Source organism: Glycocaulis alkaliphilus, from assembly GCF_004000605.1.
In the GTDB taxonomy this organism is placed as follows: Bacteria; Pseudomonadota; Alphaproteobacteria; order Caulobacterales; family Maricaulaceae; genus Glycocaulis; species Glycocaulis alkaliphilus.
This window is the reverse complement of the sequence record NZ_CP018911.1, coordinates 2,810,338-2,827,576: the sequence shown is the minus strand read 5'-3', so window position 1 is coordinate 2,827,576 and position 17,239 is coordinate 2,810,338. Positions and strand designations below refer to the sequence as shown.

General features: G+C 62.4%; 13 protein-coding genes and 1 tRNA gene. 7 read left to right on the top strand and 7 right to left on the bottom strand.

Features of this window, described 5'->3' with window-relative positions; genetic code table 11:
- Nucleotides 1-12: 12 nt before the first annotated feature.
- Nucleotides 13-138: a type B 50S ribosomal protein L36 gene (ykgO, locus tag X907_RS13380; RefSeq protein WP_036511313.1), complete on the bottom strand. Its 126-nt coding sequence runs from the start codon at nt 136-138 to the stop codon at nt 13-15.
- A gap of 123 nt (nt 139-261) precedes the next feature.
- Nucleotides 262-1,368, bottom strand: a complete 1,107-nt coding sequence (locus tag X907_RS13375) for a TadE/TadG family type IV pilus assembly protein (protein WP_170175574.1) — start codon at nt 1,366-1,368, stop codon at nt 262-264.
- Between the two features lie 260 nt (nt 1,369-1,628).
- On the opposite strand from X907_RS13375, the gene X907_RS13370 reads away from it, so the two are divergent.
- Complete coding sequence (locus X907_RS13370; protein WP_127568814.1) at nt 1,629-2,876, top strand: lytic murein transglycosylase; 1,248 nt, start codon at nt 1,629-1,631, stop codon at nt 2,874-2,876.
- A 62-nt stretch (nt 2,877-2,938) separates the two neighbouring features.
- Here X907_RS13370 and X907_RS13365 read toward each other — a convergent pair whose 3' ends face one another.
- Both X907_RS13365 and X907_RS13360 read right to left on the bottom strand, forming a co-directional pair.
- Nucleotides 2,939-3,910 (bottom strand): DDE-type integrase/transposase/recombinase, encoded by a 972-nt coding sequence (locus X907_RS13365; RefSeq protein ID WP_127568812.1) that lies wholly within the window; start codon nt 3,908-3,910, stop codon nt 2,939-2,941.
- A 113-nt stretch (nt 3,911-4,023) separates the two neighbouring features.
- Nucleotides 4,024-5,304, bottom strand: coding sequence for an MFS transporter (locus tag X907_RS13360; RefSeq protein WP_127568810.1), 1,281 nt, complete (start codon nt 5,302-5,304; stop codon nt 4,024-4,026).
- A gap of 189 nt (nt 5,305-5,493) precedes the next feature.
- Here X907_RS13360 and motA point away from each other — a divergent pair, with 189 nt between their 5' ends.
- From motA to X907_RS13340, 4 genes are all read left to right on the top strand, one after another.
- A complete protein-coding gene (gene motA / locus X907_RS13355) occupies nt 5,494-6,360 on the top strand; it encodes a flagellar motor stator protein MotA (RefSeq protein WP_127568808.1) in 867 nt (288 codons plus the stop codon).
- Nucleotides 6,361-6,482: 122 nt separating this feature from the next.
- Entirely contained in the window at nt 6,483-8,279 is a 1,797-nt protein-coding gene (gene mnmC2 / locus X907_RS13350) for a tRNA (5-methylaminomethyl-2-thiouridine)(34)-methyltransferase MnmC2 (RefSeq protein WP_127568806.1), read from the top strand.
- Nucleotides 8,280-8,354: 75 nt separating this feature from the next.
- Nucleotides 8,355-9,203, top strand: a complete 849-nt coding sequence (locus tag X907_RS13345) for a WecB/TagA/CpsF family glycosyltransferase (protein ID WP_127568804.1) — start codon at nt 8,355-8,357, stop codon at nt 9,201-9,203.
- 86 nt (nt 9,204-9,289) lie between these two features.
- Nucleotides 9,290-9,727, top strand: coding sequence for an acyl-CoA thioesterase (locus tag X907_RS13340; protein WP_127568801.1), 438 nt, complete (start codon nt 9,290-9,292; stop codon nt 9,725-9,727).
- A 197-nt stretch (nt 9,728-9,924) separates the two neighbouring features.
- On the opposite strand, the gene X907_RS13335 is transcribed toward X907_RS13340, so the two are convergent.
- Nucleotides 9,925-10,001: transfer RNA gene (locus X907_RS13335), tRNA-Val, on the bottom strand.
- 169 nt (nt 10,002-10,170) lie between these two features.
- Nucleotides 10,171-12,243, bottom strand: coding sequence for an alpha/beta hydrolase family protein (locus tag X907_RS13330; protein WP_145962657.1), 2,073 nt, complete (start codon nt 12,241-12,243; stop codon nt 10,171-10,173).
- Nucleotides 12,244-12,470: 227 nt separating this feature from the next.
- Between X907_RS13330 and X907_RS13325 the strand changes: the two genes are divergently transcribed.
- Nucleotides 12,471-15,554 carry a TonB-dependent receptor plug domain-containing protein gene (locus X907_RS13325; RefSeq protein WP_127568796.1) on the top strand — a complete coding sequence of 1,028 codons (3,084 nt, stop codon included), beginning with the start codon at nt 12,471-12,473 and terminating at the stop codon, nt 15,552-15,554.
- 239 nt (nt 15,555-15,793) lie between these two features.
- Here X907_RS13325 and cpdR read toward each other — a convergent pair whose 3' ends face one another.
- Nucleotides 15,794-16,162 (bottom strand): cell cycle two-component system response regulator CpdR, encoded by a 369-nt coding sequence (cpdR, locus tag X907_RS13320; RefSeq protein ID WP_127568794.1) that lies wholly within the window; start codon nt 16,160-16,162, stop codon nt 15,794-15,796.
- Nucleotides 16,163-16,318: 156 nt separating this feature from the next.
- On the opposite strand from cpdR, the gene X907_RS13315 reads away from it, so the two are divergent.
- A complete protein-coding gene (locus X907_RS13315; RefSeq protein ID WP_127568792.1) occupies nt 16,319-17,194 on the top strand; it encodes an N-formylglutamate amidohydrolase in 876 nt (291 codons plus the stop codon).
- The last annotated feature ends 45 nt before the right edge of the window (nt 17,195-17,239 follow it).

Here is a 17,239-nt window from a genome sequence, read left to right as displayed (position 1 = left end):
GGCCCGTCCGTGCTAGCCGGCGCGGGCCTTGAAGCGCGGATCGGTCTTGTTGATCACGTAGACACGGCCACGGCGGCGCACCACCTGGCAATCGCGGTGCCGGGCTTTCAGAGAGCGGATGGAGCTGCGCACTTTCATGGTCTTGTCTCGTCGGTTGAGCGGGGCGGGACGCGCCCTCGTCTTCAAGGGAGCGCAGGTGTTACAGAACGCCCCGGCTGAAGTCAACCGGGGCGCCTGGCCACTTGCACTGGTGATATGGGGCTACTCGATCAGGCGGACGTAACGCTCGCGGGTCGTGTCCAGTTGCGGGCACTGCATGATGATGCGGATATCGTCATAGTCACGGTCGGTCCAGCCCATCTGCGTCCAGCTGCCGGTGCCGCCGGGCAGGCCGGGCGGGCGGTCTTCCCAGCCATAGTACATATAGCGGCCGGGGCTGCAGCCTTGCGCGGCGCGCTGGGGATTGCGATTGCCGCCAGTGGGAATGATACCACCCTGGGTGACGGGTTTGCACTCATCCAGGCTTTCGCACAACACGGTTTCCAGGATGTCGTATTGCAGGCCGTTATGGTGCTCCTGACCGTTCACATGCGCGGTATCGGTGAAATAGCGGTGGCGGCACGGATAGGGGAAGTCCGCTGTCGCCGTGTGCTGGCACCAGTTACGGTCATTGCTCGGATTGTGGTCGATCCGTTCCGGATTGGTGCGCGAGAAGCGAAGGTTATAGAGCTCGAAGCTGATTGTTTCGCCCTCCTCGCAACGCGGCCATTGATACTGGTTCGGCCAGCGGGTGAGGAAGTTGATGCCATTATTGTCCTGCACAGGCGTGCGCTGGGTCCGGCGCTGTTCGGGCGTCTTGTCGGCGTCCGGATCCGGGTCATAGCAATAGACATAGATGCGGTTGTAATCCCCCGCTTCCGGGTCCAGCCAGCTCACTTCCGGCGGCTCGTATTGCAGCATGGGCTGGTGCAGGCGCGCGGTGGAACGCACCGAGACGCGTACGCTGTCATCAAGGCCTGGAAGGGCGTGAATGAGGACGGTCGATACGCGTGCGCTGGCATTGACGCGGAAATCCAGCCCGTTCCATGCGCCATTGACGTCCAGATCTGACAGGCCTGAATTACCAAACGATGCCATCACCCGGTCATTCATGGCGTTGATCTGGACTGCGAAATTGCTGTCTGGCCCGCCGACCGCCGCATTCAGCGCGGTGGCGTCGGCTTCGGCCTGTAGCGAGGTACGTACATTGATGAGGCGCGCCGTATCTACCGATACACCGGCCATGCCGATTACCGGCACCAGCGACAAGGCAAATATCACCGCGATATTGCCGGCGCGGTCCTTCAGGAAGCCTGATAGCCGTTTCATATCCATCCGCCCTTGTCCGGACCGGCCCTGATGCCGGTCCACCCCGATCGGGCATGCAGGTTCCATGCCTGAATCTGGAGCAGAATCTAGCAGGCAAGGCTTAATGACGCGTAAGAAAATATAATTAATTTAGTGCGTTAGCGTAAACTTCACGCTAACCATGGCTGGGCTGGCGTTCATCGCGCATTGATCTTCTGTGTGCTAACAGGAAGACTTGCCGTCCTGCGGGGATGGGCCAGATACGCGGTGAGGACCCTTACATGCTGACTATCCATCGTTTTTCGCGTCGTGCTGCGAGCCTGACCGGCGCGTGGCTCGCCGGGCTTGTGCTCGCCGTCAGCCATGCGGGAGCAACCCTGGCCCAGGACATTCCCTTCACCGCCTGGCGCGACGGGTTTGCCTCTGACCTGCGCTCTGAGGGCGTGCGCGCCGACATCGTCGCCTCAATGCTGGACGGGCTTGAGCCTGATCCCACCGTGATCGAGCGCGATCAGACCCAGCCGGAATTTGTCCGCCCGATCTGGCAGTATCTGGAAGGGGCGGTCTCGGAGACCCGTGTCGCCAACGGACGCCGCGCCTCCGCACGCATTGCCGAGACGCTGCAGGCGGTGGAAGAGCGTTTCGAGGTCGATCAGCATATCCTCACCGGCATATGGGGGCTGGAAAGCGCCTATGGCGAGATTCAGGGCAATTTCGACATTGTCCGTTCGCTGGCCACGCTGGCCTGGGAAGGCCGCCGCCGCGGCTTTGCCGAGGCCCAGCTGCGCGCCATCGCCCAGATGCTTGATCGCGGCTATGCGACGCGTGCCGAGCTGATCGGCTCGTGGGCGGGTGGCATGGGCCAGACCCAGTTCATTCCGGCGACCTATATGGAGCGCGCGGTCGATTTCAATGGCGACGGACGCCGCGATATATGGCGCAATGAGGGTGATGCTCTGGGCAGCGCCGCCAACCTGCTGGCGCGTGCGGGCTGGGAATACCGCCAGCCGGTATTTACCGAGGTGCGCCTGCCGGAGGGCTTCAGTTTTGCGGACTGGAACGAAAGCCAGCGCCGCCAGGTCTCGCAGTGGGCCGGGCTGGGCATCGAGCCTGTATCGGGCGGCTGGGAGGCCGATGATCTCAACCGCCCGGCACGGCTCGTTATCCCGGCCGGAGCCAATGCGCCCGCCTTCCTGGTCTACCGCAATTTCGAGGCGCTCTTACGCTACAATAATTCCACCGCCTATGCGCTGGGTGTGGCCTATCTCGCCCGCGCGTTCGAGCATGGGGACGCGGGCATGGCGACGGGCTGGCCGGTGGATAATCCCCCGATCAACCGCACCCAGTCTCGCGAGCTGCAGGAAGCCCTCGCCCGGCTGGGTTATGATCCGGGCGGGCTGGACGGGGTGGTCGGCCCCAATACGCGCCGCGCCATCCGCGCCTTCCAGAGCGCCAACGGGTTTGAACCGGACGGCTATGCGGGGCTCGCTCTCTATAATGCGGTGATGGCGGCGGACGCGGCGCGGTAAATAACAGTTGTCGTCGTTCCCGCGCAGGCGGGAACCCAGAGCCGCTGGCGACCGACTGAGCGTTATGATCTCTGGACCCCCACCTGCGTGTTGTGTTCCGTGAGATTGTTGAGGATTTCGAGCGGGCTTTGATAGCCGAGGCATCGCAGGCGTGTGCGGTTATAGTTTTGGACGAAGTTTCGGATATAGGCGTTGCGCTGCTCGTGCGTGTCGAAGCAGTTGCGGCCCTGATTGCGTCCGTTTGGCGGGTGGGCGTCGAGATGTTCCTGCAGGCGGCGGTTGAAGCGTTCTGCCATACCGTTGGTCTGCGGACGGAAGGGGCGTGTGAGCCGGTGTTTGACACCGTGGGCGGCGCAGACCCGGTCGAAGGCATGGGTACCGCTGGGACGGTCTTCGGGCTTGCCCTTCTTGTCGACGGCGAACCGGTCTGTGAACTCTGATCCGTTATCGGACAGGACGGTGTGGACCTTCAGCGGGAAGCTTTCCAGGAAGCGCTCGAAGAAGGCGGCGGCGTTGGCTGCGCTGCGCGTGTTGAAGATGTCCAGATGGACGAAGCGCGTGGCCCGGTCGATGGCGATGAAGGCATAGGCGGGCTGCCGGTTCAGGCGTGTCAGGTGCTTCACATCGACATGGATGAACCCGGCGGGCTGGCCGGTCTCGAACACGCCGGTGCGCGCACGCGCCTGCACGGGCCGGGCCGAGATGCCATGACGGCGCCAGCAGCGGTGCAGGGCCGCGCGTGACAGGTCCGGCTTCACACAGCGCCGCATCACCTCCAGCGCATCATCCAGCGACAGGCCCACATGACAGCGCAGCTCGACAGCCAGCGCTTCCTCCACGCCGCTCATAGAGGTCTTCAGCGTATGGGGCACATGCGGGCGGTCAGCCACTTCGCTGCGCGCCCGCCAGCGTCTTATCGTAGTCTCTGACACCCCCAGCTCGGCCGACAGCACAGCAACTGGCTTGCCACAGGTCTGGATGTAACGCCGTGTCGCCGGCGTCGTGCGGGCATTGGCATGAAGACGCAACTCCATCACCGGCCTCCCAGTCTGGACCGCACATACTCTACACCCGCAGACACCGAAGCGGTATCCAAACAATCAAACGAGATGAAACACCTGCGTGGGGGTGACGAGGAGAAAAAACCTCACACCACCCCGCTGCTATCCTCGTCCTGCTCGACAGGCTGGACGGCCACGCGCACGCGCGGGTGGAAGAAGGCGACGCCGAGCGCCACCACAGACAGTACGATATTGAGCATGAAGGGCGCTGTGGGGCCTACCGCCTGATAGAGCCAGAGGCCTGACAGGGGCGCGATGAGGAAGCCGAGGCCCGCGGTCGCCGCCGTCACGCCGGCCGCGCGGCCCTGCTCGCCCGGTGTGACAGCAAGGCTCGCTCCTCCGGTAAAGCCGGAGCGGGCAAAGCCAAAGCCCAGCGAGTTCAGCAAAAAGCCCAGCACGATGGAGGCATAGCCGCCTGAAAAGATCAGCTCGATCTGGCCTGCCAGCGTCAGCCCCGCCCCGATCAGCATCAGCATGCGCGGAGACACTTTCAGCGCCGGTATCGCCACCAGCTGGGCAAAGATCAGCGCCGCTGCGCCTGCGGTCAGGGCGACACCGGCCAACTGCAGGCCGGCGGTCGTATCCAGCTCCAGCCGGTCCATGACGAAAAAGCCGATAGCCTGCAGGCTGGCTGCCTGTACCAGCCAGGCCGCGCAGCCATAGAGCACGAAGGCTCGCACCCGACCGTCGGCGGCAAAGGCAAACTGGGCGAGCGGGCTGAGCGGGCGGCGGCCACTCTCTCTGGGCGGCGTGTTTTCCGGCAGGGTCAGGCGGACAATCAGCGCGCACGCGCCGACCAGCACCGCAATCATCACCATGAAGGGCACCATGCCGATGCGTTCGGAGAAGGCGGCCGCCAGTGCCGGTCCGATCATCCCGCCAAGCGCGAAGGCCGCCGTCATGCTGGCCAGCGCCTGTGTGCGCTCTGACGGCGCTGTGCGGTCTGCCACATAGGCCTGGGCTGCAGGGCCGGTCGCCGAGCCGAACGCGCCAAAGAGGGCGCGTGCCAGCGCCATGGCCAGCACGGCGATGAGAGGCGGCAGGAAGCCGCTCTGGCCCGCCCAGGCGCCAGCAGCGAGGATCAGGGTGGAGGCGGCATAGGTCGCCAGCCCGAAAATGACCAGCGGGCGGCGGCCATACTGGTCTGACAATCCGCCCCAGACCGGGCTCATCGTCAGATACATGAGGGCAGAGAGGGTGTAGATCGCGCCGACATATATCTCGGCAATACCAATATCGCGCGCCAGCGGCGGCAGGATGGCAAACAGCATGGAATTGCCGACCCCCACCGCCATCAGGCAGATGAAGAGCAGGCGGAAGGCGCCGCGCCGGTCCGCCCGTGTCTGCTGGTTGGCGTTCAGGGGCATAGGGGGAGGCATAGTCCGCGCCGCCCGCGTCGTAAACGCTCCGCTAACAGCATGAAAACCGGGCTTTAAGCATCTTCGCGTAGAACCGTCTCGAAACCGGACATGGGCCGGGGGAAGAGAAGCGGAAAAATCCGCCCTTTCACCCGGTCCGGCCAGAACGGCCCCGGAGAAGTGCGGGATGGTGGGTATATGTTTCAGATAATCGGCATTGTCTGCGTGTTCGCGATGGTGTTTGGCGGCTTCATGCTGGCAGGCGGCCATTTCGACGTTATTCTAAAGGCGCTGCCCTTTGAGCTGATGATGATTGGCGGGGCGGCGATGGGCGCCTTTTTCATCGGCAATTCGGGCAAGACGGTCGGCAAGACCGCGGGCGATCTTTCCAAGCTGTTCGCCGGGCCGAAATGGAAGCCGCAGGATTACCGCGATCTGCTCGCCCTCCTGTTTGCGCTGACCAAGACGATGAAGACCAAGGGTGTCATCGCGCTGGAAGCCCATATCGAGAAGCCGCATGAAAGCGCGCTCTTTTCCAAGTATCCGCGCATCATGAAGGACCATTTCGCGATCGATTTCATCTGCGACACGCTGCGCATGATGACGATGAATCTGGAAGACCCTCACCAGGTCGAGGATGCGATGGAAAAGCAGCTGGAAAAGCACCATCACGAAGCCTCCGGCCCCGCCCACGCCCTGCAGAGCATGGCTGACGCGTTGCCCGCGCTCGGGATCGTGGCGGCGGTTCTCGGTATCATCAAGACGATGGGTGCGATCACCCAGCCGCCCGAATATCTGGGCGCCATGATCGGCTCGGCGCTGGTGGGTACCTTCCTTGGCGTGTTCCTGGCCTATGGCTTTGTCGGCCCCTTCGCCACGCGCATGAAGGAAGTCTATGACGAGGAAGCGATCTTCTACAAAATCATCCAGAGCGTGCTGGTTGCGCACCTGCACGGCAATGCGGCCCAGATCTCTGTCGAGATCGGCCGGGGCAATGTGCCAAGCGCCATGCAACCCACCTTCCTGGAGCTGGAAGAAGCGCTGTCGAATGTCGGCACGGAATAAGCCTGCAACAAGAATAATCGGGGGAAGCACCTTGAACGGGCCGGAGCATCAGCTCCGGCCCTTTTTATTGGCCTGATCTCCACCCATTGCCCGCCTGCTTCATCGCGTGTAGCCGGTTGGCCATGAGCGACAGCCTCGTCAGACCCTTTGCCAGTGTAGACTGGAGCGAGCCGGGCACCCCGCGCGCGGCGGGCGGCGATGTCTATTTCTCTGCCGAGGACGGGCTGGCCGAGACGCGCGCCGTGTTTCTGGAGGGGTGCCGTCTTGAGACGCGCTTTGCTGCTGGCGGCACCATCATCATTGGCGAGCTGGGCTTTGGCACGGGGCTCAATTTTCTCGCCGCGTGGCAGCTTTTCGATGAGGTGGCGCCCGCCAGTGCCCGCCTGCATTTCATCTCGCTGGAAGGTTTTCCCTTAAGCCAAAACGATGCGCGCCGCGCCCTGTCGGCCTTTCCGGCTCTGGGCGGGAAGGCGGATGCGCTGGCAGACCAGTGGCCTTCACCGCTGAAAGGCCCGCACAGGCGGGTGTTTGCAGGCGGGCGGGTGGCGCTGACCGTCTTTCACGACACGGTGGAGGCGGCGCTGGGGCAAATGGATTTTGCAGCCGATGCCTGGTTCCTTGACGGATTTGCCCCCTCGCTGAATGGCGAGATGTGGTCTGCCGATGTGTTCGCTCATATCGCCCGCCTGTCAAAGCCGGGCGCGCGGCTTGGCACGTTCACGGTGGCCGGGGCGGTGAGGCGCGGGCTCGCCGAGGCGGGCTTCGCAGTAGAGAAAGTCCCCGGTTTCGGGCGCAAGCGCGAACGGCTGGAGGGCGTGTTTGAAGGTGCATCGGCGGCGCCCTTGCCAGCGCTTCCGGGCCGCGTGGCCATCATTGGCGGCGGCATAGCGGCGGTGAGCCTCGTCCATGCTCTCGGGCTTCGCGGCGTCACGCCTGTGGTCATTGCGCAGGGCGGGTGGGGCGCAGGCGCATCCGGCGGGCTGGCCGCCCTGTTCACGCCCCGTCTTGAGGCCGCAGACCGGCCCCATGTGCGCGCTACCTTGAGCGCATTCGATTATGCCCGCGCACTTTATGAGGGGGTAGACGGGTTTCATGCATCCGGCGTCGTGCGTGCGCCGTCCGGCAATGATGGCGCGGGGCGGCTGGCGCGCATTGCCGCGATGATGGAAGGCGCGGGTATCACGGCGAAGGATGATGGCCTGCTGCTGGAATGTGCGGGCTGGATTGAGCCTGCACGGATACTCAAAACGCTTGCTGGTGATGTGCCGGTGGTGGATGCGCGGGCGGCGAGGGCCGAACAGGCGGGAAGCGGTGGCTGGCGGGTGCTGGACGGGCAGGGCCGCGTCCTGGCCGAGGCAGACCAGCTCATCCTCGCATCCGGCGCAGAGGCCCTGCCGGAAGGCCTGGACATCTGCCTGCCGATGGAGGGGCTGCCGGGGCAGACAGCCCGCTTTGCCTATGATGGTCCGCCCATCTCTCTGCCCATGGCGTGGGGACATTATCTCGCGCCGCTGCCCGGCGGATCCGTGCTGGCGGGCGCCACCCATGAGCGGGTTGAACGCCTTACACCGGAGCAGGCGGCAGAGGATATACGCGCAGCGGTGAACGCATTTGATCCGCAAATGGGGGCAGGGCTGGGCCCGGTACTGGAACACTGGGGGGCGGTGCGCTGCGTGCTGCCGGACCGTCTGCCTGCGGCGGGTCAGGCGGTGCGCGCTGACGGCAGTGCGATAGCCGGGCTTTATGTGCTGACTGGCTTTGGCGCGCGCGGCTTTGCCCATGCGCCGTTGCTGGCCGAGCACATGGTAAGCCTGGTATGCGGCGAGCCGTCTCCGCTGGAGCGCTCCGGCGCGGCCAGTCTTGACCCGGCCCGTTTCGCCCTGAGAGCGCTGCGCAGACAGGGGAAATCGGCGCTCTAGCGAAGCCTGATCCGGTCTGAAGCTTGCAAATCACGTTCCCGAGGGCCGCCAAGCTGGCCCGTAACGGGACGTTCGATGACACTGCCACTGGACACATCAACGCTTCAGGCCCGCCCCGTAAGGGGTGCGGACCGGCGCGTGCGTGCGCGGCATATATGGTTTTTGAACTCCGCCTTCGACCGGATCGGGTTTGACACCGCGCTGGAGCGCATTGTCCGTCGCGACCCTGAACGGCCCTTCGCTTTTGTGGTCACACCCAATGTCGATCACCTCGTGCGCCTGTCGCGCGGGGGCGAGCTGGCTCCGCTCTATGCGCAGGCATGGCTGACCGTATGCGATAGCCGCGTGCTGGAGCTGATTGCCGCCTTTTCCGGCGAAGAGGTGGAGGTGACGCCGGGCTCTGACCTGACGGCGGCCCTCTTTAAACACGCTATTGATCCGGCCGAGCCTGTCGTGGTGATTGGCGGGGACGGGGATGTCATCGAGGGCGTGACCGCGCGCTTCGGCCTGAAAGATGTGCGCTGGCACCAGCCGCCCATGGGGCTGCGGACCAACCCTGAGGCCGTTGCCGAGTGCGCGGCTTTCGTAGCGGCCAATCCGGCGCGCTTTATTTTCCTGTGTGTTGGCTCGCCCCAGCAGGAGATGATCGCTGCGGCCTGTATCGAGCGCGGCGACTGCACAGGCGTCGGCCTGTGCGTCGGCGCATCGCTCGACTTTCTGTCGGGCAAGACGCAGCGTGCGCCGCAATGGATGCAGAATGCGCGGCTGGAATGGCTGCACCGCCTGATGGAAGAGCCAAAGCGCATGTGGCGGCGCTATCTGGTCGATGGCCCGCAAGTCCTGCTGATATGGTGGGAGTGGCGCCGGGCGCGGGCGAAGCTGCGCGCGTTTGAAAAATCTTTCTCTGCGAGGCTCGGCGCCTGACCCGCGCACTTGATCGATAAGCCAATACTCGCTTGTCTTGTGAAACCCGCTATGCGGGATAGCAGCAGCAGGCGGGGGTAATTCTCATGACGATCAAGCCGGAGCGGCCATCGCGCCGCGATTTCTCATGGTTTCACACCTTGCGCGTACGCTGGGCCGAGGCCGATCCGCAAGGCATCGTCTTTAACGGCAATTATTTTCTCTATTTCGATGTCGCGCTGACGGAATACTGGCGCGCGGCCGGCATCCGCATCCCTGAAGATCTCACTGCCGATGGCAGCGAATCCTTCGCCGTCAGCGCGCATGCGGATTTCTACGCGCCGGCCGTGTTTGACGAGCTGATCGAGATCGGCGCGACGCTGGAGCGTGTGGGCAATAGCTCGGCGACGTTCCGCCTCGGGATTTTCCGGGGCGATGAGGCGCTGACCGGCGGGCGGATGATCTATGCCTGGGCTACGACATCCTTGCCGCGTACGCCCTGTCCGCCACCGGCAGTCCTGATCGAGAAGCTGCGGGCTTTTTGACGGGTGCAGCTCTTCTTTAGTTCCGCAACGCATCCGCGTTGCGATGTTCCGCGAAAAGTCGCGGGCGCGCGTTCGCGCTTGCGGCGCTGCGCGCCGAGGTGCCAGTTCGGCCCCGTCAGGGGCCGCAAGGCCGACCGGCCGCCCGAGCCTATGCGAGGAGCGACGCACGGACGTGCAGAGCATTCCAAAGAGAAAAATGGTGGGCGCGACAAGAGTCGAACTTGTGACCTCTACGATGTCAACGTAGCGCTCTAACCAACTGAGCTACGCGCCCGGTCCGCAAGCCTGCTCGCGAAACGAGCGGGCGATATAGCCCGCCCCTTCCGGCTGTGCAAGCGGGTGGTGTGCTCATTTCCGTGACTTAAGCAACGAGCGGCACCGCCGCGTACACGGTCCGGCCAAGCCCGTGGAACAAGGACTTGCCGGACCGCACTGGCAGAAGCCTAACGCGGCGGCATCTGGCAGCTTGTATGCAGGAAACTCTCCACCGTTGTAAGAATTGCTGCGAAATTTGTTGGATTCCATGTGTTGATGGAGTGCTCCATATCAGGAAGGATCACGATGTCGGCATCTTTTCCGGCACGCCGTAACGCCGAAGCGAAAGCCTGTGACTCCGATGGCGGCACTACCGTGTCGCGATCCCCTGTGTAGAGCAGAACTGGAATAGATACATTGCTGACATAGCTCAACGGATCTTCACCATCTGCCGTAGGGTGCTGGAACTCCCGCAGGAAGCGGCTGTTGTATGTCGAGCGGCGGAACAGGTCGATCGTGGCCAAGCCGGCTCCAGCTGCGGCACATCTGTAAAGCCCGTCAGACCGCGCAGCCGCCATCATTGCGGCATAACCGCCATAGGAATAGCCGTGCATGGCGATTTGGCCTTCGACAGCAATGCCCTGAGCGATCATCCAGAGCGCGCCGTCATCCTTGTCGTCCTGCATGGCCCGGCCCCACTCGCGGTCACCGGCGCGCCACAGGCGTTGGCCCCAGCCCTGCGAGCCGCGGAATTGCGGTTGGAGCACTGCATAGCCACGTGCCGCGAAATACTGGGTCCAGCCGGAGCTGTCCCAATCAAGATTGTCCCGAGCCCAGGGCCCGCCGTGCGGGGTCACGATGGACGGCCACGGGCCGGGGCCGAAGATTTCAGGGTCCGGTGTGGTCAGGATGGCCGGAATCTGCAGCCCGTCGCGGGCCGCGTACTGGACAAGCTGGACGCGGCCGAGCGGTGCGCCCTGCAGCTCCGGATAGGCCCGGCCTAGCAGTTGAACGCGGTTGTTGGCGACGACATAAAATTCCGGCGGCGTTGATCCGCCGGAGCGGCGCACGACGAAACGGTCACGGTTGTCTGACCAGTCAGTGATCGTGATATCGGCCCCGTCTGGCACGTCAAAGCTCATAGTCTGGCCCGACGCGATGTCGGTCCAGTGCACTTCTGTCATCTGAACGCCCAGTGCGACCCGCATCTGGCGCTCGACCTCCTCCATCACCGGATCGACCCAGAATACGCGGCCGCGCTCACCCTGATAACTGAAGCCTAGTATTTCGCCGTAGTCGGCTTCAGCCCGTGAAAGGACAACGCCAGATGCATCAAAAAATGGATGGGCGAACGCGATTTCACCCAATTCACGCTCGCGGATATGGTATTCCACGATGGCCGCATGATCGCGCCCGTCCGTCGTGTTGATGAGCACGATATTGGGATCAGTGGTGAAGGCCGCGATAGAGACCGGCTCGCGGTCACGCGCGTACCAGCGGAAATGTTCTTCCATCTGCCCGGTGTCGGGATGCTTCAACCAGACCCCAATATAGGCCGCGCCACTGTCGAAATCGAAGTTTTGCATGGCGCGAATATCGCCATAAAGATCCGCCTGCGGTGCGCTGAATCGGGTCGATCCGCGTTCGACGCGTCCTGCGCGTCCTGTGTACAGGTTCAGCCGATAAATATCCCGGCTTATGGGCGCCGCTACAAGTATGTTCTCTGGGTCAGCGGGCAGCATGCTTACAAGCGATCCAATGCCGATGAAAGCTTGCTGAGCTGGGGAAAGGCCGTCGAAACGCAGGCTTGTACGAACCACATTGCCGTCGAGATCAAGGACCTGACGGCGGTACCCGAAACTCCGCTCGGCGCGCCCGGAAAACGGGTTGTGTTCGACAAGCTGTTGGGTGGTGACAAAGAGCCGGTCATTGGCCGCAAAGCCCACCGACTGGATTTGCGAGCGCGCTTCGGTACCCACCAATACCGGGGCAGAGCCCAACGCGTCAGTCTCCCAGATTGCGACGGCTGAGATCTCTCCGTCCAACGATACGACAGCGGCAACGTGGCGGCCGTCCGGGGAGATTGTCACCGACGATATGGCCGCGATGCGGGCGAACGCTTCAGCTGGAGGCGGCTCGCTGGCCAGAGCCGCCGGAGCGCCTCCTACCAGAAAACACAGAAACAGACATCCAATTGCTCTGATCATTCTCGTCCCCTCGGCTTTATACAGCAAGCAAATATCGAGGTTATCCAGCCCCAATTAGCAAAAACCTGCAAGCCAAGGATGCTGCAACATGGCCAGCATGTGACAGCAATGTGGCAAAAATGTTGCGCTCCTCGTCAAAACGCATGGCCGACAGGCGATAATAGATTGGCAAGTGGCGGGTTTCTTGCCGACTATCCGCATCTCGTATGACGAGGGGACGATGAGTTGGCGGTTCCTTTGGGTGCCGCTGATTTCAGGTTATACCAAGGAGAAATGGAAAGATGTTTTTTAACCGGGGACGCCTTCTCACCACGACGGTGATTGCGGGGCTGGCTCTTACTGCGCCGGCATTCGCTCAGTCCGAACCTGAGACCACAGATAATGATGAAGCAACGTCTGAAGAGGCTTCTGTTGCTGTTCAAGACCGTGTGGTTGTTACGGGTTCACGTATCCGCCGTTCGGAATTCACGAGCACTCAGCCTGTCCAGATCATCACTTCTGAAGAAGTGACGCTGGAAGGCCTTGTCGACACCAGTGAAATTCTTCAGGGTTCGACGGTCGCGAACACCGCTGGCCAGATCAACAACTACTTCACCGGCTCGGTGCTGACCGGCGGTCCGGGTGTCAACACCCTGTCTCTGCGCGGTCTGGGTGCCGAGCGTACGCTGGTTCTGCTGAACGGGCGCCGCGCTGGCCCGGCGGGCGCGCGTGGCCAAGTGGGGCCGACGGACCTTAACGTTATTCCGTCAAGCCTTATCGAGCGCGTCGAGATTCTGACCGACGGTGCCTCGTCAGTCTATGGTTCGGACGCGGTTGCCGGCGTGGTGAACATCATCACCCGCGAAAATCTTGAAGGTGGCCAGTTCAGCGCTTACGCGAACCAGCCGTTCGAGTCTGGCGGCGAGGAATACAACGTTTCGCTCAGCCATGGCTGGCGCTTCAATCGTGGTTATGTCTCCGCAAGTGTGGACTATTACGAGCGCCGCCCGCTGCTGTTCGGGGACCGCGATGCGTTCGCTTGCCCGAACGATGTGGTGTTCTCTGACGAAGGCCGGACGAACCGCGCGGACGTCATCGATCCCGATACCGGCCTGTTCAAGTGTACCAGCTACGGTGCCGAAATGGTCAGCCTTTACATCGCTAACCAGGCGGGTACGGGCTATGCTGGCGCGATTGACTTCTCGCCGGATGCCGGTGCCATTGCCGGTGGCGGCCCAATCGGCTGTGACATTGACGGCTGGCGTCAGAACCGGACCTTCTTCACCGGCTTTGCAGGCTGTGCCCTGCCCGGCGCTGCCCCGGCATGGTTCACAGGTTCACAGTCGGAGTGGAACGACGTTCTGCGCACCTATTTCGGACGTTCAGCCCGTCACTCTGACCGCTATGATTCCCGCACCGCGGTTTCACCGGTCACCCGTACGACGGTTAACCTTTTCGCCGGCTATGACCTGACTCCGAACACCGAGGTGTTCGGCGAGTTTATGTTCAACCGCCGTGAGTCGTCCCAGAATTCCTGGCGCCAGTGGTGGGGTGTCATCGATTCCCGTCACCCCCGGAACACGCAATTCACGACCGTGACCGATCCGCAGACCGGCCTTGTCTATGATGTGTGGGATGTCGAACCGACCCTGCTGCTCAATAGCCGGGCCGAGCAGACGGTTGACTATGTGCGGTTTGTCGGTGGCTTCCGCGGCCAACTTGACTTTGCTCGCGGCTGGGACTGGGAACTGGTCTATCAAATGAGCCGGTCGGAGGCTGAATACGGCGGCAACTTCATCTATGCCGACCGCATCGCGGCTGCGACAGAGCTGTTCACCGGGGCTCACTTTGCCTCCGGCTGTAACACGGCTCTGCTGACCACCGCGACAGCCTGCCCGGCCGGTGGTGTGGACTTCTTCTCGCCGGCGGTTGTTGGCAATGGCCAGCTCCGTGCTGAAGACGAGGCTTTCCTGCTGGGTTATGAGACCGGCAACACGGTCTATGAGCACCAGTATATCGAAGGCCTCCTGGCTGGCGAACTTTTCGACCTGCCCGCTGGTCCGGTCGGTGCCGCGTTCGGCTTCCAGATTCGCTACGAGTCGATCAACGATCAACCGGGCGAACAAGAGCGCTCGGGCAACTACTGGGGTTCGTCGTCTGCCGTTCAGACGGTCGGCAGCGACACTATCCAAGAGGTCTTCGCCGAGTTTGAAATTCCTGCCATTCGCGGCGTGTTCCTCATTGAAGAGCTCACCTTTAACGTGTCTGGCCGGTATTCGGACTATGACAGCTATGGCTCGAACGGCACTTACAAGATCGGTGCAAACTGGGCGTTGAATTCTGCCTTCCGCGTCCGCTCGTCGTTCGGTACGTCATTCCGCGCTCCGGCTCTGTACGAGCTCTATCTGGGCGATCAGACCAATTTCGGCTTCGGTCAGGCCTCTGACCCGTGCCGCAACTGGGGTCTTTCGACCAATCCGATCATCCAGCAGAACTGCGCGATCGGCCGCCCCGGTGAAGGTCCGCTCCCGGACGCTTTCCCGGTCCAGCCGACGTCCTCTGCTACGGTGACCGTTGGCGGTGGTCTGGGCGTACTTGAGGCGGAGACGGCAGAGACGTTCTCGCTCGGCCTTATCTGGACCCCGTCCTTCATCGACTTTAGTGCTGCTCTTGACTACTATCAGGTCGAAATTGAGAACCAGGTGGGCCGCTTCAGCCCGCAGGGGATCGTGAACGCCTGCTACACGTCAGAGAATTTCCCGAACGATGCATTCTGCAGCCTGTTCACCCGTGCGCCGGCCAGCCATCCGACGCGCGCTTATGAAATTCTCACGATTAATGACAGCTACGTGAACATCGCCAACCAGACCAGCGAGGGTCTGGACCTGACGATGCGATATGGCCATGAGTTCAGCTTTGGTGATCTCACGCTGAACGGCCGGATGAGCTATATCCTGAACTGGGAAGAGCAACTCTTCCCTGGAGCAGCTGTCACGCAACTGCATGACCGCATCGGCAACCCGCGCTGGGTTGCTCGTCTGAACGCTCGTCTGGACCGTAATGACTGGACGTTCTTCTGGAGCACTGACATCGTTGCTCCCGTGGACAATAACCATTTGTACGCCACCGACACCGGAACCTATTTCGGTGAGACGGTCTACTTCCAACGTGAAGTTGATCTGTACATGACCCACAGCGCTTCTGTCCGTTATGCGATGGACCAGTGGACGCTGCAGGCCGGTCTCCAGAATATCTTTGACGAATACCCGAACATCACCTCTGCTTCTGGCGGTGGCCGGGTAACGGGTTGGGGTAACGTGCCGCGGACCTCGCAGTACGACATCCTGGGACGCCGTGCCTTTGTGAACATCGTTCGCAGCTGGTAGTGCGTTCACGTTATGCGTAGTGGGAAACGGCGGGGGAAACCCCGCCGTTTTCTTTTTTGTCCGGCGGTGATACCTGGGCCGCAGGAATGATTACCCGCATATGAAAAAGCCGGATCGCCCAATCACCACCGGCTTTTTTCTGATCTTCCTGAAAGGGCTCGCAGCTGCCCCCTTTTTTCAATAAAAAAACACCCGGCTTTTCAGCCGGGTGTTTTTTTGCGCAACGGCCTGGCTGGGTACTAGGCCGCTTCCATGGCGCGGGCGACTTCATCGACCAGATCGCGCAGATGGAAGGGCTTTGACAGCACCTTTGCCTCGCGCTTGGCCGACAGGCCTGCATTGAGTGCCACGGCAGCAAAGCCGGTGATGAACATGATTTTCAGGCCCGGATCGATCTCTGCGGCGCGGCGCGCCAGCTCGATCCCGTCGACACCGGGCATCACGATATCGGTAAGCAGAAGCTCGAACGCACCGGCCTCACTGCCCAGTGCATCAAGGCCTTCTTCACCGTCGGCAACGGTCTCCACCTCATGCCCGGCGCGCGTCAGCGCCTTGGCGAGGAAGTCACGCATCGAATCGTCGTCTTCTGCGAGCAGTATCTTGGCCATCGCCATCCCCTCCGGAGCATTTTTATCCACCGCAAAGGCACTTTAGGGCAAGGAGGTAAAATTCCGTTGAACGCCGCGCCATCTGCTGCAGTGATTTTTGCGGCTGCGATGACGCTTCGCGATTGACGCTGCGGGCGTGGGGGCGATGATGGGCTGATGAGCCCTGATCCATCCCCTTGTGCGCCCGCTGACGGGCATCGCGCTGTCGAGGTGCTGCAGCCTGCCTCGCGGGCAACGCCTGTTGTCTTTGCCTCGCCCCATTCCGGGTCCGATTACCCGGCCGGGTTTCTGGAACGCTCTTCACTGCCTGTGAAAGTGCTGCGCCGCTCTGAAGATGCGCATATCGACATATTGTTCGGCGCCGTGCCGGATCTGGGTGCGCCGCTGGTGAAGGCATTGTTCCCTCGCTCCTATGTAGATCCCAATCGCGCTGAGTATGAGCTCGATCCGGCCCTGTTCGGGCCGCGGGTCCATGCCCTGTCAGGCCAGGTAAGCCAGAGGGCCTCTGCCGGGCTGGGCGTTATTCCGCGCCTCGCCGGAGAGGGCAGCGCGATCTATGATAGCATGCTGCCCCTGGATGAAGCGTTTAACCGCCTGGCATCGTGCTACCGGCCCTATCACGCCGCGCTGGCGGCTGAGCTGGCGGCGGCACGCGAGCTGTTTGGCAGCTCGGTGCTGATTGACTGTCATTCCATGCCGGCGGCGAGCGCAAGAGGCGCGGACATTGTTCTGGGCGACAGGTTCGGTTCGTCCTGCTCGCCGGAGCTGACCGGGCATGCCGAACGGATTTTCCGCTCTCTGGGTTTCAAGGTGGTGCGCAACCGTCCCTATGCAGGCGGATTTACCACAGAGCTTCATGGCCAGCCTGCCGAAGGCCGTCATGCCTTGCAGATCGAGATCAGCCGGGCGCTCTACATGGATGAGCGTACGCTCGAACCCCATCAGGGTTTTGCCCGCCTCAAGGCGCAGCTGGAGAGCTTCGCTGCCGGCCTGCTTGATGCCTACAGGACGCAGGCACTGGCCGCCGAGTAATCACAGGCTGTTGTTGCGCCATAGGCGCGCTTGACCCGTCCTTGC